The sequence below is a fragment of the Roseivirga sp. BDSF3-8 genome, assembly GCF_041449215.1.
Classification (GTDB): domain Bacteria; phylum Bacteroidota; class Bacteroidia; order Cytophagales; family Cyclobacteriaceae; genus JBGNFV01.
In genome coordinates, this window is record NZ_JBGNFV010000001.1 from 1,801,373 (window position 1) to 1,815,671 (window position 14,299).

16 protein-coding genes are annotated in these 14,299 nt (G+C 46.7%); 8 read left to right on the plus strand and 8 right to left on the minus strand.

The window, feature by feature from the left end; genetic code table 11:
* Positions 1-8: 8 nt before the first annotated feature.
* Positions 9-701 carry an HAD family hydrolase gene (locus tag AB9P05_RS07245; RefSeq protein WP_371908150.1) on the plus strand — a complete coding sequence of 231 codons (693 nt, stop codon included), beginning with the start codon at positions 9-11 and terminating at the stop codon, positions 699-701.
* Here AB9P05_RS07245 and AB9P05_RS07250 read toward each other — a convergent pair.
* Positions 689-2,479 (minus strand): ABC transporter ATP-binding protein, encoded by a 1,791-nt coding sequence (locus AB9P05_RS07250; RefSeq protein WP_371908151.1) that lies wholly within the window; start codon positions 2,477-2,479, stop codon positions 689-691. The genes AB9P05_RS07245 and AB9P05_RS07250 overlap by 13 nt on opposite strands.
* Before the next feature lie 268 nt (positions 2,480-2,747).
* On the opposite strand from AB9P05_RS07250, the gene AB9P05_RS07255 reads away from it, so the two are divergent.
* The gene (locus AB9P05_RS07255) at positions 2,748-3,365 is read left to right on the plus strand and encodes an outer membrane beta-barrel protein (protein WP_371908152.1); all 618 of its coding nucleotides are present in this window, start codon (positions 2,748-2,750) and stop codon (positions 3,363-3,365) included.
* 153 nt (positions 3,366-3,518) lie between these two features.
* Positions 3,519-4,433, plus strand: a complete 915-nt coding sequence (locus tag AB9P05_RS07260) for a universal stress protein (RefSeq protein ID WP_371908153.1) — start codon at positions 3,519-3,521, stop codon at positions 4,431-4,433.
* Here the strand turns inward: AB9P05_RS07260 and AB9P05_RS07265 are convergent.
* Together AB9P05_RS07265 and gpmI are read right to left on the minus strand one after the other, a co-directional pair.
* Positions 4,430-5,026 carry a hypothetical protein gene (locus AB9P05_RS07265; protein WP_371908154.1) on the minus strand — a complete coding sequence of 199 codons (597 nt, stop codon included), beginning with the start codon at positions 5,024-5,026 and terminating at the stop codon, positions 4,430-4,432. The genes AB9P05_RS07260 and AB9P05_RS07265 overlap by 4 nt on opposite strands.
* A 5-nt stretch (positions 5,027-5,031) precedes the next feature.
* Positions 5,032-6,564, minus strand: a complete 1,533-nt coding sequence (gpmI, locus tag AB9P05_RS07270; protein ID WP_371908155.1) for a 2,3-bisphosphoglycerate-independent phosphoglycerate mutase — start codon at positions 6,562-6,564, stop codon at positions 5,032-5,034.
* Between the two features lie 163 nt (positions 6,565-6,727).
* Here gpmI and AB9P05_RS07275 point away from each other — a divergent pair, with 163 nt between their 5' ends.
* The 3 genes from AB9P05_RS07275 (at position 6,728) to AB9P05_RS07285 (ending at position 8,581) form a co-directional block, all read left to right on the plus strand.
* Entirely contained in the window at positions 6,728-7,126 is a 399-nt protein-coding gene (locus tag AB9P05_RS07275) for a DUF4783 domain-containing protein (protein ID WP_371908156.1), read from the plus strand.
* A 69-nt stretch (positions 7,127-7,195) separates the two neighbouring features.
* On the plus strand, positions 7,196-8,065 hold the full coding sequence (gene nadC, locus AB9P05_RS07280) for a carboxylating nicotinate-nucleotide diphosphorylase (RefSeq protein WP_371908157.1): 870 nt from the start codon (positions 7,196-7,198) through the stop codon (positions 8,063-8,065).
* A 15-nt stretch (positions 8,066-8,080) separates the two neighbouring features.
* Positions 8,081-8,581, plus strand: coding sequence for a YcxB family protein (locus AB9P05_RS07285; RefSeq protein ID WP_371908158.1), 501 nt, complete (start codon positions 8,081-8,083; stop codon positions 8,579-8,581).
* Between the two features lie 40 nt (positions 8,582-8,621).
* Here the strand turns inward: AB9P05_RS07285 and AB9P05_RS07290 are convergent, their stop codons facing one another.
* Positions 8,622-9,890, minus strand: coding sequence for an MFS transporter (locus tag AB9P05_RS07290; protein WP_371908159.1), 1,269 nt, complete (start codon positions 9,888-9,890; stop codon positions 8,622-8,624).
* Between the two features lie 56 nt (positions 9,891-9,946).
* Between AB9P05_RS07290 and AB9P05_RS07295 the strand changes: the two genes are divergently transcribed.
* Positions 9,947-10,432, plus strand: a complete 486-nt coding sequence (locus AB9P05_RS07295) for a regulatory protein RecX (protein WP_371908160.1) — start codon at positions 9,947-9,949, stop codon at positions 10,430-10,432.
* Position 10,433: 1 nt separating this feature from the next.
* Here the strand turns inward: AB9P05_RS07295 and AB9P05_RS07300 are convergent, their stop codons facing one another.
* Complete coding sequence (locus AB9P05_RS07300) at positions 10,434-11,090, minus strand: DUF4230 domain-containing protein (protein ID WP_371908161.1); 657 nt, start codon at positions 11,088-11,090, stop codon at positions 10,434-10,436.
* A gap of 23 nt (positions 11,091-11,113) precedes the next feature.
* Positions 11,114-12,121 (minus strand): NAD(P)H-dependent flavin oxidoreductase, encoded by a 1,008-nt coding sequence (locus tag AB9P05_RS07305; protein ID WP_371908162.1) that lies wholly within the window; start codon positions 12,119-12,121, stop codon positions 11,114-11,116.
* A 108-nt stretch (positions 12,122-12,229) separates the two neighbouring features.
* Between AB9P05_RS07305 and AB9P05_RS07310 the strand changes: the two genes are divergently transcribed.
* Positions 12,230-13,255 (plus strand): radical SAM/SPASM domain-containing protein, encoded by a 1,026-nt coding sequence (locus tag AB9P05_RS07310; protein WP_371908163.1) that lies wholly within the window; start codon positions 12,230-12,232, stop codon positions 13,253-13,255.
* A gap of 6 nt (positions 13,256-13,261) precedes the next feature.
* Here the strand turns inward: AB9P05_RS07310 and AB9P05_RS07315 are convergent, their stop codons facing one another.
* Entirely contained in the window at positions 13,262-13,465 is a 204-nt protein-coding gene (locus tag AB9P05_RS07315; RefSeq protein WP_371908164.1) for a hypothetical protein, read from the minus strand.
* 15 nt (positions 13,466-13,480) lie between these two features.
* The gene (locus AB9P05_RS07320; RefSeq protein ID WP_371908165.1) at positions 13,481-14,299 is read right to left on the minus strand and encodes an inositol monophosphatase family protein; all 819 of its coding nucleotides are present in this window, start codon (positions 14,297-14,299) and stop codon (positions 13,481-13,483) included.

Sequence of the window (14,299 nt, forward strand, 5' to 3'; positions counted from 1 at the left end):
ATCTTTGTATGGAAGAACAGACCGGTCATATAGATGCGATTATCTTCGGGCTTGAGGGAAGCATCATCACGTCAGAAAACTCCTGGGACAGGTGCCTACGCTTACTATTAAGCGAATATGGAGTCGATTACAATCGTGTCAGACTTAAGCCTGAAATGGCCGGTCGAACGCTGGAGGAATGTGCGGCTGAACTAAAGAAACGATACCCGGAGTACATTAAAGATGATGAAACGTACATAGCTAAACGCATCCGCGACTTTCTGGCGGATCTGATTGATAAAGGACTGGCGTATGAAGAGGGCTTTGAGTCTTTTTATGCTTATGCCGAAAATAATTTCAAACTGGCTATTGCTACCTCTATGGACCGGGAGCTCTTTACCAAAATGGATGAAAAAATTTCTTTCACCAGGCAGTTTCAGGCGCCGGTGCTCTTTGCTTCCTCAGGCAAGGGCAAGCCGGACCCTTCACTCTTTCAGGAGGCGGCTAAAGAACTGGGGGTTGATTTAAAAGACTGCCTTGCCATAGAGGATTCACCTAACGGCATACTGGCGGCAAGGCATGCGGATGCGATGGTGATAGGGCTGGCGGGCACATTTAGCGGGCAGGAACTGGAAGACCTGAGCGGCCTGCCTGCGGATAAGATTTTTGAAAATTACGTTGAGATCGAGGAGTGGCTTAGGGCCAGGGGTCATTCTTCCTGAAGCTGAAGCTTAACGAGGTTACTGTAAGTTCCTTCACCACTTCCCAGCAATTCTTCGTGGGTGCCGCTTTCTATAATACGCCCCTGATCGAGGACATAGATTCTGTCTACTTTACGAATAGTGGCCAGCCTGTGGGCAATCACTATGGTGGTGCGGCCTTTCATGAGCTCATCCAGGGCTTCCTGAACCTGTGCCTCACTTTCTGCATCGAGGGAACTGGTGGCTTCATCAAGGATAAGGATGGTAGGGTCTTTAAGTATAGCCCGGGCTATTGCTACGCGCTGACGTTGCCCACCGGACAGCTTAATGCCTCTGTCTCCCACTACTGTATCCAGCCCCTCAGGAAATGACTCTATGAAGCTAAGGGCATTTGCTTTTGCCGCCGCCGCACGGATTTCATCCTCACTGGCATCGGGCTTACCATATCCGATATTTTCTCTGATGGTACCCCCAAACAGGATAACTTCCTGGGGCACGAGGCCAAAGTGCTGCCTGTATTCCCACACGGGGTATTCGGTGATGTTACGTCCATCAACGATGATCTCACCTTCATTCAGATTATAAAAATGCTGGAGAAGCTGAATGATGGTAGACTTACCGGCGCCGCTATGCCCGACCAGGGCCACCTTTTCACCGGGGGCTATGCGCAGGTCTATACCTGATAATACTGTTACATCGGGGCGGGTGGGATAGGTAAAGTGAACATTCCTGAAATTAATGCCACCCTGCAGTTTCAAAGAGGGCTTATCTGCCAGGGATGCTTTGAATTCGGGAGTCAGATGAATAATCTCAAGAACTTTTTCTGAGGAGCCTATGGCGCGTTGAATCTGCCCCATGATATCTCCGAGGCCTGCCATGGATCCGCCAACAAACAGGGTAATAAGGACAAACTTTACGAGCTCGCCAATGGATATTTCGTTAAGCTGGACCATGCGCCCACCGTAGTACATAACTCCTACAATGCCACCAAACAGAGCGAATACAATAAAGCTGATGAAACCTGCCCTGTACTTGGCATTTTTCATAGCCACCATTACTACTTCATTCTGCTTGTTGCGGTAACGGTTTATTTCAAATAGTTCTGTAGTAAATGATTTTATGACCTGTATACTCTGTAGTGTTTCCTCTACGATCACATTAGAGTCTGCCAGGGTGTCCTGGGTTTTTTTAGCCAGCTTACGAATGAATCTTCCGAAAACCAGTGTAATAATAATCATGACCGGGAAGGTGGCCAGCATGAATAGGGTAAGCTTGGTAGAGATCAGAAGTAATAGGATAATGCCTCCGATCAGGGTAATAATCTGCCGGAAAAACTCTGCCAGGGTAGTACTGAAGGTCATTTGGAGGGCAGAGACATCTGAGGTGATGCGGCTGATGATCTCGCCTGCCCGCCGCTCGTCATAAAAAGAGAGGGGCAGGGTCATTAAACGCTGATAAAGGTCTGAGCGAAGGTTAGCCATGGAGTTCTCGCTCACATAACTAAAAAGGTACACCCTAAAGTAGGATGCTATAGCTTGTATAACTAATACACCGATGAAATATCCACCGACAGTGTTTAACCGGCCAATGTCCTCTTCAGTAACATCTACAAGTTCACCGGAGAGATAAGGAAAGCCCAATACTGATACACTGGACACGAACAGAAAAACCATTCCAGCCAGAAAAGCCCATTTATAGGGCATCATGTAACGGAATATTCCGGCTAGTTTCTTAAATCCTTCCTTATTAAGGGGCTTTTTTTCAGCCTCTGGCAGAGTCTGCCCTCGTCGTTTTCCCATACCTGAGTTAACAGCAATTACAGGTGGTTTGGTTTACAGGGTGCAAAATAAGTGATAATGTTACCCGGAAGCCAATTTTTACGGAAGTAAAATAAAAGAGTTGTATATTTGTGCCGTTTTTACCAGGAATAAACTATTTCTACCATTCCTGTAATCCTCAACCAGCCCCTCGTCTAATAATATTATTGTTGCATTCTGAATGAACCTTTTTCGACTGAGCGATGACCAGTTGTGCAGGGGTGTCTTTTATTTAAAACAGATCATTTTGATGAAAAAACTTCTACTTCTCTTCAGTCTATTATTGCTCTCACAAGCAGGCTTTAGCCAGATAAGTCAGGGATATAAGTACGTTTCGGGTACCGTGATGTATAACACGGACAGATTTGAGACGTACAGGACACATCAGGTCACCGTAATGCCGGAGATTAACTTCATGACCGGGGATTATTTTTCTATTGGACTTGCTGCGGGTTTGGTTCATGAAAAATATCAGCAGGAAGTTATGGCTAACTCCCCATACCAGATCAAAACCACTAATCTTTACGGAATAGCTCCTAAGATAAAGTTCTTCACTCCGGTGGGCGAAAAGGTTTATTTCTCACCAGAAGTATCGGTTCCTCTTCTATTCGGATCCACTACTGATACACAGGGTTTGGCTAACAACCAGGAATCTACTACCACGTATGATAGAAATCGCTGGGGATTCAATGCTGGTATGGGTCTGGTATTCGTACTGGGCGATCGGTTTACCCTGGAAGCCAAAATGGCTGTCATCAATTACATGGTGGATGTACAGAAATTTGACAGTGAAGAATTAGTAGAGGAAGAATTCGACTTCGGCTTTGACCTGAATAATGCAGGACTTTCAGTAGGCTATTTCTTTTAGAGCGGGCCTCTTTACGATAAATTAATTAGTAGGCTATTCGCAATGCGAATAGCCTTTTTTAGTACCGGCTCTTAATTCAATATCGATTTTCCAGTGCCGTTTTGAATTTACATTGGTTAATGTTTAGTTGCACATGATCTAATTTTTTTACTTATGTACGCCTACAAACGTCTGCTTGTCGCCCTTGATTTGACTGCCATGGACGATACCCTCGTCCGCTATACCGCCTTTCTCGCAAAGAATATCAATGCAGATGCAATCTACTTCCTGCATGTTTCCCCTTCGCTGGAGCTACCTGATGACATTGGTGCGGAGTACCGTGATGTAATAGCTCCGGTAGATGAGACTCTGGAACATAGTATCAAAGACATGCTGGATCGCTACTTTGACTACGATTGTACTATTGAGGTGGAGGCGCAGGAGGGTAATCCGGGTGAAAACATCCTGAAATGGATCAAGGTAAAAAACATAGACCTGGTGATAGTAGGCCGCAAGCAGGAAATGAAGGGAACCGGCGCTCTGGGCAGCAGGCTCTCACGCATTGCTCCCTGCAGTATTTTGTTTGTGCCGGAAAACTTTGAAGCCAAGCTGGAGGATATCACTGTAAGCAGTGACTATAGTAAGCACTCTGCTATTGCTCTGGAGGAGGCCTATGATCTGGCTAAATCCAGCAGTGCAAAACTGCACCTGGTGCATGTGACCCATGTGCCTCCGGGTTATCATAAAACGGGAAAATCGTACGAGGAATTCGGAAAGATCATGGTAGAGAACGCCCGAAAGGATGCTGACAAGTTTCTGAAAAAGTACCTGCCGGATTACCAGGATAAAGTAAATGTACTGATAAAGCTGGACGATGATAAGTCGCCTGCTGATAAGCTTTATGATGCCAGCAAGGAGCTTAATGCCGACCTGATGATCGTAGGGAGCAAAGGCCGTACAGCACTTGCCTCTCTGCTATTAGGTAGTGTGGCTGATAAGCTTGCCGGATATACGCGGACACTCCCCCTGCTGGTGGTAAAGGATAAAAAAGAAAACCTGAGCTTTTTCGAGGCACTCCTGAAACTCTAACGAATTCGCCCTTCAATCTGATAGGTGATGGAGTCGCGGAAAATGATCTTGTGCCCCCCTTCCAGGTAATACCGGTTTAGGCGGCCGGGCAGGCCTTTTACTTCTGCCTGGTCAAACTCGGCCTCCATTCTCCTGAAGGTACTGTACAGTTCATTACGTTCCAGAAACTCGGCTTCCAGCTTTCGTACCTCACTGCCCGCAAAAACTACCCGGAGTTTTTGCACAGGAACTTCTTCCGGATACCGGGCATTATAAGTGACCTCTCTGCGACCATTAGCGGTATTTACCACACTGTCATATGCCAGCCGGTAAGCAGGCTTATTCATATCCACCTGCCTGAAAAAGCCAAGCTCACGCACCCACCCCATAGAGTCGGGCTGGTATACCTGGCTTTCCTCACTACCATCTACCATGGCCGTTTTTTCAAGGGTAGCTCCTTCTTCGGTAAACTGCTGCACCTGGCTCATGATCAGCCCTTCTATATCAGCATAGGTTTTACCTGATTCCTTGTCCCGGCTGCTTTCGGCACTGCATCCGCTGGTTAGAACTGTAAAGAACACTACTCCTAAAAAAACGAGGGCTAACTTCTTCATTGCTTTTACTCAAATAATATTTCGCCTGTCATATCTGCAGGCGCCTCTATACCCATCAGCTTCAGAACGGTGGGCCCGATATCTCCGAGTTTGCCGTCCTTCATATTAATATCTTTCAGCTCACTGTCTACGATAAAGCAGGGCACAAGGTTAGTGGTATGGGCTGTGTTAGGGCTTCCGTCATCATTGATCATGTAGTCTGCATTGCCATGGTCAGCGAAGATTATGCTGGTATAGCCGTTATCCATAGCAGCTTCTACCACTGCTTTTGTACACTGGTCTACGGTTTCGCAGGCTTTAACGGCTGCCTCAAACACACCGGTGTGACCTACCATATCGGGGTTGGCAAAATTAAGGCAAACAAAATCTACTTCACCTTCCCTGAGCTTGCTGACTATGGCATCACGAATTTCGTACGCAGACATCTCAGGCTTCATGTCATAGGTAGCTACTTTGGGGGACGGGCAGAGTATTCTTTCCTCGCCTTCAAACTCCTCTTCGCGACCGCCATTAAAGAAGAAGGTCACATGCGGATACTTTTCTGTTTCGGCTATCCGGATCTGTTTTTTACCATGCCTGGCAAGTACTTCGCCCAATGTGTTTTCAGCCTTAGATTTTTCCAGGATGACTTCCACGCCTTTAAACGATTGGTCGTAGCGGGTCATGGTCACATAATAGAGGTCCAGCTTTTTCATGTCCTGCTCAGGAAAGTCTTGCTGGGTGAGCGCCATGGTTATCTGTCTCCCCCTATCGGTACGGAAATTAAAGCAGATCACTACATCACCTTCTTCTATCTTAGCTACCGGGCTGCCATCTTCATTTGTCATGACGATAGGCTTGATAAACTCGTCTGTCTCGTCTGCTGCGTACTTTTCTTTGAGGGCGGCTACAGCATCGGTGGCTTTCACATCTCCCTGGCCTTTTACCATAGCATCATAGGCCAGCTTTACACGCTCCCATCGCTTATCACGGTCCATGGCATAGTATCTTCCTATTACGGTAGCCAGCTTGCCGGTACTATTTTTCATATGGGAGGTCAGGTCCTGGAGGTAGCCAGTCCCCCCTTTAGGGTCAGTATCACGGCCATCTGTAAAAGCATGCACATATACGTTGTCCTCAAGCCCTTTATCCGCGGCTATACTCAGGAGTCCTTTCAGATGATCAATATGGGAATGCACACCTCCGTCAGATACTAATCCGATAAAGTGTACTTTCTTTCCTTTATCTTTTGCATGATCCAGCGCTTTGGTCAGGATCTCATTACGTGCCATATCTCCCTCTGAAATGGACTTATGTATACGCTCCAGCTCCTGGTAAACGATGCGGCCGGCCCCTATATTCATATGACCCACCTCAGAGTTTCCCATTTGCCCTGCCGGGAGGCCCACGGCCTTGCCGGATGCTTCGAGGCGAGAATGCGGATAATCGTGATAGAGGCTATCAACGAATGGCGTATTGGCTTTCGAAATAGCAGATACTTCATCATTACCGCTTATTCCCCATCCATCCATTATGATAAGTATGACCTTTTTATTCATTGTGAGAGCGTGTTTGGTGTGGCAAAAAATTGTAAGTAATTACCCGATGTAGTATTTTGAGTACAATTTTCCTTCTAAAAATTGAGAGTTAAAAGGAATTGGCATAGTTTTAGCGAATCCTTTCGTGTAATAAGCAACCATAGGTGCAATGACCATAAAGGTAATGAAAAGAACCATTCTGATGCTCATATTCGCTGCCTGGGCATTCCCCATGCAGTTACAGGCACAGAGCGAGGTGATGAATGATATCCGGGCGGCCATAAAGTCAGGCTCTTCCAAAGAGCTTAGCCTGTACCTGAATGACGTAGTAGAGCTTTATTTCTACGGAGAAATGTCAAGCTACAGCCGTACGCAGGCAGAATATGTCCTGAAGGACTTTTTTAAAGAAAATCCTCCCCGAAATTTCATTTATAAACATCAGGGTAGCTCCAAAGATGGCCAGCTTTATGCCATCGGAGAATACACCTATGACAACGGCACCTACAGTATCTTGTTAAGGATAAAGGAGTTCGAAGGTAAATTAAGGATTTTTAAGATCGATTTTATAGATGAACAGGACTGATGTAGCTGTTCTGAACGCTAAATAGTATAAAGGCACTGAAATATTCAGTGCCTTTTTTATTTTTGCACCGTGAAATTGCCCTACTTAAAAGACGACACCCTCAATGCCTTCATTAAAAAGGCACTTGAAGAAGACCTTGGAACAGGGTCAGGAGCAGGAGACCACTCATCTCTGGCATCCGTACCTGCCGGTGCAGCCAGCCAAGCGCGCCTGATCATAAAGCAGGACGGTGTACTTGCCGGAGTGGAAATGGCCCGCGCTATTTTCAGATACGTGGACCGTACCCTGAGCATGGAGGTGCACAAAAAAGACGGTGAAAATGTCAACAAAGGTGACATTGCATTTATCATTAGCGGCCCCGCGCGCAGTATTCTCACCGCTGAGCGACTGGCCCTCAATTGCATGCAGCGCATGAGTGGTATCGCTACCTATACCCGCGGCCTCAAAAAACTCATTGACGGTACCGGTGCACGCCTGCTGGACACCCGCAAGACCACGCCTAACTTCCGGATAGCGGAAAAATGGGCTGTGGCTATTGGTGGCGGAACAAACCATCGGTTCGGTCTGTATGATATGGTCATGTTAAAGGATAATCATATTGATTTTGGTGGAGGCATAAGGAAGACGGTGGCCGCTACCAGCGAGTATCTGGAAGAGAATGACCTGGACCTGAAAATCGAAGTGGAAACGCGCAATCTGGATGAAGTACGTGAAGCAATTTCAACGAACCAGGTAGATACTATTCTCCTGGACAATATGACACCTGAAACTATGGCTGAAGCTGTTAAGATTATTGATGGCTGCTGCCTGACTGAAGCTTCGGGCGGGATTACGGAGCAAAACATTCGCGCTGCAGCCGAATCAGGTGTGAACTTTATTTCTGTTGGCGCCCTAACTCATTCGGCGGGCGTACTGGACATGAGCCTTAAAGCATTTTAAATATCAGATTTTACGATGATCGTTAAAACGAAAAAATATAAACTCGAGCCTGGTACCTATATAAAAGCCGCTATGGCCAATATTCTGCGGGAGCAGTGGTGGGTAGGGTTAATATTCCTGGCTATTTGCAGCGGATACTTTTTTGTACCCAGCCACTGGTGGATAACCGGTGCGGTTATTGGCCTGATCCTTTACTTCCTGTTCTGGCTTATACAGTTTGCAGGGGTAACTCAGATGGAACAGTCTAAAATACTGTTTGAAAGAATGAGCTACGAGATAGACAGTCGTCAGGTGCTTATGAAGATAAACCCCCGCCAGGGGATGCCTATCACCTGGGACAATATCAAGAAAGCACGAAAAGGGGGGGATCACTTTCTACTTATCATCAGTAAGGCGCAAATGATCTATCTGCCTTTCCGCATATTTAATACGGACAATGAGCGGAAATTCACAGAGACAATCTTAAAAAGAAAGGGTTATATAAAAAGTGATGCCCCGGCAGAAAAAACGAAGTAAAATGAAGCGGCTATGAGGCCGCTTTTTTTATTCTTTGATCTCAGTCCTTTGTCACCAGCTTTTTATAATTCAGTGCCAGCATTAGGCCTGAAAACAGGGTGAAGCAGCCCATGATAAAGTAGGCCCATGTGATATTGCTCCCTTCTGAGAACCAGGTAAAAGAGAATATTGAGATAAAGATGGTTCTCATCAATACATTGGTAAGGCTAAAGAGGCTGTTTACCCGGCCCACAATGTAGTTGGGCACATGGTTGAATATGTACGTTAGCCGAAGTACCCTGGCTCCGGCATTAGCAAAGCCTATCATAAGGCCCACGGTAAAAAATATCTTCGTGCTCTGAGTGAATGCACTCAACCACAGCGCTGTGGTGGCGAGCAGCATCAGCATAATAATAGCTTTGGTTACTTTCATACCCCTTACCAGTGACGAAATGAAAATACCGGCACTTAAGGCACCTACTGCATAGAGCATTTCCATTATGCCATATACATCTCCTCCCTCATTCAGGTGTTTGTCTATGTAAATGGGCATCATGGCATTGAGCTTAACCAGCATTACTACAAAAACGCTGTAGCTGAAAAACCCGAAAAGCAGGATAAGCTTATTCGCCATCAGGTAGCTGAAACCGCTCCTGAGCCGTTTTACAAATGACCCCAGCTCTACCTCGCGCTCATCATAGGGCACATACTTCATGGCTGCTATCAGGATAAGGGAAAGGCCATATGTACAGGCATCCATAGTAAACACCTCGTAGATAGTCCACTTTTCAATTACGATGTTCACGGGTATGGTGATACCTGGCAGGGCCACTTCCGTATGCAGGTTTACCCCCTCCAACAGAACGGCCGCCAGTGCACCGGCCACGACATTAGTGGACTGCCCGACAATCTCAATCCATGAAGTAATACGGGTATATTGCTCAGGGGGGCTGATCTCTTGGGCAAAGGCATAGAGATTAGGATAGTGAATATAAAAGCCAAAAAGCGTTATGGCGAATACGATAAGAATGAAAATCTCCGGAAGATCACCGAGGTACCAGCCATACAGGGCAATGACCCCGACAATAAGGCCTTCCGTCAAATTAGTGCCTAAAAAAACCCTTTTTCGCGGGAAGCGATCTACGATAGTGCCGGCCACCAGGCCCCAGAACATGGTGAGGAAGGTGATAATAGCATAGGCCAGATTAAACTTATTAGAAAGGTCCTGCTGAGCAAAATACCAGGGAATACTAAGTAATGATACTCCCTGCGCAAAGCCGGAGATGCCGTTGGCAGTAAAAAGTAGGGCTAGCGCTTTCTTATTCTTCAAGTAACCATCAATTTTAAGAGCGCTAATTTACGCAAACCACTCATATGACCAACCGCATGAGTAAAGCAGAAGAAAACCATAACAAAATAATCGCCCAGCTTTGCGACCGTATGGCATCATATTGTGCTTATCGTGAGCGATCGCCCCGGGAGGTTTTTGATAAAATTAAAAAGGAAGGTGTCTCACAGGAGGTAGCTGAAGAGGTCGTGGAAAAACTTCGTGATGAGGGCTTTCTGAATGAGGAACGGTTTGCCTCTGCCTTTGTGCACGATAAATTCAGATTACAGAAATGGGGCCGTATTAAGATTCGTCAGCACCTGCGGGCCCATAAGGTAGAGCCGACCGTATTGGAGACCTCACTGTATAATGCCACACCGGATGAAGCCTATGAAGAGCTCCTCAATGAGCTATTAATAAAAAAAGCCGCCACTCTGAAGGGCCAACCGGCATTACAAAAAAAGCAGAAGGTAACCCGCTTTTTGCTTCAACGGGGGTTTGAGAACGAGCTTATCCGTGAGGCTATGGATAATCACCTGCCATAGGTCAGTTTCTCACAGGTGGCTCCAGGTAGGTGGGCGCCACTTGTTCAGGAAAGCGGAGTATCACATGCTTACCTGTCATTTGTTCCAGTAATGGCACCAGTACCTGTTCGGCTCCGGTTTTTGTTTGTTCGAGTATTCCGCCTTTTATGGCAGATATTTTGACCTGCCGTTCTGCTTCACGGTAGGCTCTCTGCACCAAATTACCGGAGGGATTTTCCATCCATAGGGCTTTATCCAGCGAGTATACCTTTGAGTTCTGAAGGTTAACTTTAAAATAGCAAAGCTCAGGCTCAGGTAACTGTATGATCATGGTGTCGCCTTCCTGGTAAATATCCGAAGCTATAATGCGGGTAAGGTCTACACAGCCAGCCGCCTCTCCACTAGTAACTACGAGAATCTTACTATCCGGAACCGGGAATATGCCAAGATAGGAATCATTCCTTTTTTTGACCTCAACCACCTCCTGCATGGTAAATTTTACCAGTTCTAGTTTACCCATTGTCTCCATTCTCCTGAGTATGGTACCTGTCTCAACCGTAGTAGGGTCCTCACTACGGTTATTACCCAGGGTAACTTTCACATACTCCCACCCCAGATATAACAGGAAGAGAATTCCGGCAATGAGAAAAAGCTTTATAATGAGACGTATAAGTTTCATGCGCTATAGCTGAAGCTGTACAGTTATTTGGTGTCTATAACACTGGCGGTTCGTATTTGATAGTATTCATTTACAATTCTGTCAACTACTGCTGCCACTGGTTCTATACTGTTCACGTGAGCAATAGAAGGACCGGCACACCATACGGACTTATACGTAGCACTAAATGCGGCGTTTTGGAGCAGTTTCATCCCTTTATAAAAAGTCAGCATTTTTGCCCACTTCTTCAGTCTCTTATTGCTGTTAAGTATCCTTTCGAGGAGGTTTTGGCTGGTACCGATCTCCTGTACATAGGGTGTATTAATCACTGTGCATGGTGTACCACTTAACTTAGTGGTCATAACAATGTCACCGGCCCCATAGTCTACTACTGCCTGCTTATAATCATCACTCACCCGGCTTTCTACAGTAGCGATAAAAGGGCTTCCCATGCTTATGCCACATGCCCCAAGCTTAAGCATTCTGTCCAGCCCGGCTCCTGTGCCCACGCCTCCGGCGGAAATAACAGGGATGCTACATACTTCTCTCAAAGCAGGGATCAGTTCCTCCGGCGATAGCTTGCCTGCATGCCCACCGGCTTCGTTATTTACAGCGATGAGGGCATCAGCCCCCAGGTCTTCCACCCGGGTGGCATAGGCAGTGTCTGTCACATCACAAAACACTTTGACTCCCTCTCTTTTACTTTCTTCTATGACTTCAGCGGGGCTTCCCAGAGAGGTGATAAAATAGTCTACCCCCTCGTCTATACAGGCATGAAGCTGCTCCCGCATTTTATAGTTAGACTTATTTACGATGAGGTTAATGCCCACAGGGCCGTCACCGTTCTCCTTCATGTCTCGTAAGGCCTCTTTTAACTGAGAAATACTACGGTAATTCAGTGCAGGCATGGCCCCTGTAATGCCCGCACTACCAGCAGCCTTCACCATAGCGGCATTAGATACCAGAAACATCGGAGCCATGATAACGGGATATTTGATATCCAGCATCCTCGTCAGCTCGGTAGGTATAGCAAAGTCTTCAGGGGTTTTCATATCTGAAATGTAAGGGTAAAACTCCTGGTAATATACTACTTCCCAACTAAATGGCCATTTTGCTGGTTCCCGCTTGGCGATACGTATCTCACACCATATCTTTCAGGAGTGAAAGGAAGATTTCATGACATGGTTAATCTGGGGGGCAAGCTTACTGTCCGACGCGTGCTTAATGCCGCAAAGGTGCTGGGCAGCTACTACCGGTCAAGGCTATCCGGCAAGCCCATATTGAGTGGTATGCCTGTTGCCCTGTCTGTAGAACCGACGACGCATTGTAACTTGCGCTGCCCTGAGTGCCCCAGCGGTCTGCGAAAATTCAGCCGCCCTACCGGTATGCTGACTGTCGATCTTTTCCGGAAGGTAATAGACGAGCTATCTCCGGACCTGCTTTACCTGTTGCTCTATTTTCAAGGTGAGCCCTACCTTCATCCACAGTTTTCCGAACTTGTGAATTATGCCAGCCGCAAAGGCATATACACTGCTACCAGCACTAATGCCCACTATCTTACTGATGCCCGGTGCCGTAGTACAATCGAATCAGGGCTGGATCGCTTAATCATAAGCATAGACGGCGCCACCCAGGAGACCTACGAGTCTTACCGGATCGGAGGATCTCTGGAAAAAGTACTGGAGGGGACGAAAAGGCTGGTGGAATGGAAAAGGAAGCTCAAAAGCAACACCCCACATATAATCTTTCAGTTTTTGGTGGTTAAACCTAATGAGCACGAAACGGAAGAGGTGAAAAGGCTGGCATCAGAGGCGGGCGTTGATGAAATACGCTTTAAAACGGCCCAGATCTATGACTATGAAAATGGGTCACCCCTCATTCCCACCATCGATAAATACAGCCGGTATAAGCGGAAGAATGATGGTAGGTGGGAGTTAAAAAATAAAATGCTTAACCAATGCTGGAAAATGTGGCACAGTTCAGTGGTTACCTGGGATGGCCGCGTAGTTCCCTGTTGCTTTGATAAAGACGCTACTCACGTATTCGGCAGTGTGGAAGAGAACTCTACGTTTAAAGAGATATGGCAATCCGGATCTTATGATGCATTCCGAAAGGCCCTGCTCACCTCCAGAAGCGAAATTGATATCTGTAAAAACTGTACAGAGGGCACCAAAGTATGGGCCTGAAGCGCCTCAGGCCTCGGCTGTTGCCTTTTGAAGTTTCCGGTCCTTCTCCATCTTCTTTTCAAGGGACTTAAAGTCCACAGCCCCACATCCCTTGCAAGCGGTACCGCAAGGGCTGTCATTATCACCAGAGGGTACACTGGCAAAAAACGTACGCAATAAGTAGAAAAGTGCTACGCCGAAGAGAATAAATACGCCTATTTCCTGGATCATATACGTGATGAACGGTTAGCTTTTCATTCTGGTTTCATCTTCGGGCCACTGTTTCCTGATCACAGACAGAATGTCATTATGCAGGGCATTTGCGGCTACGATCTGACCTCCAAACAGATATTGATCTCCCCCTGTGAAATCGGAGAGCTCTCCACCTGCCTCCTTTACCAGCAGTATTCCGGCTGCTACATCCCATGGCTTCAGTCCATACTCAAAGAAACCTTCGAAGCGCCCACAAGCCGTATAGGCCAGGTCTATGGCAGCACTACCTATTCGCCGAACCCCGTGAGTACTTCGCATAAATTCGGTAAGTACATCCAGGTACTGGGGCATATGATCAAATTTTGCATAAGGAAACCCCGTGGCAATAAGGCCGGACTCAAGGCGGGCTGCCTGAGAAACCCTGATGGGCTTATCATTAAGCCAGGCACCTGACCCTTTCAGAGCAGAAAAACATTCGTCTCCTATTACTTCATAAACAACACCAAGGGTGAGTTCACCAGCATCATAGAGGGCAATGCTTACCGCAAAGGCCGGGATACCATGCACAAAGTTTGTCGTGCCATCCAGGGGGTCAATGATCCAGTTAGGTCCTTCAGGGTTTTGCTCACCAGTACCTTCTTCTGCAATAAATCCCGCTCCGGGAAGCACACCTTTCAGCCCTTCTACTATAATCTTTTCGGCCGTTTTGTCCACATAGCTTACCAGGTCATTAAAGCCTTTATGCTCTACGGCATCCCGGTCAAAGCTTTCACTTTCTTTCCTGATAAAAGAACCGGCTTCTTTGGCTACAGCCACTACTTTATGCAGTATATCTATAGAAGGTATCGTCAT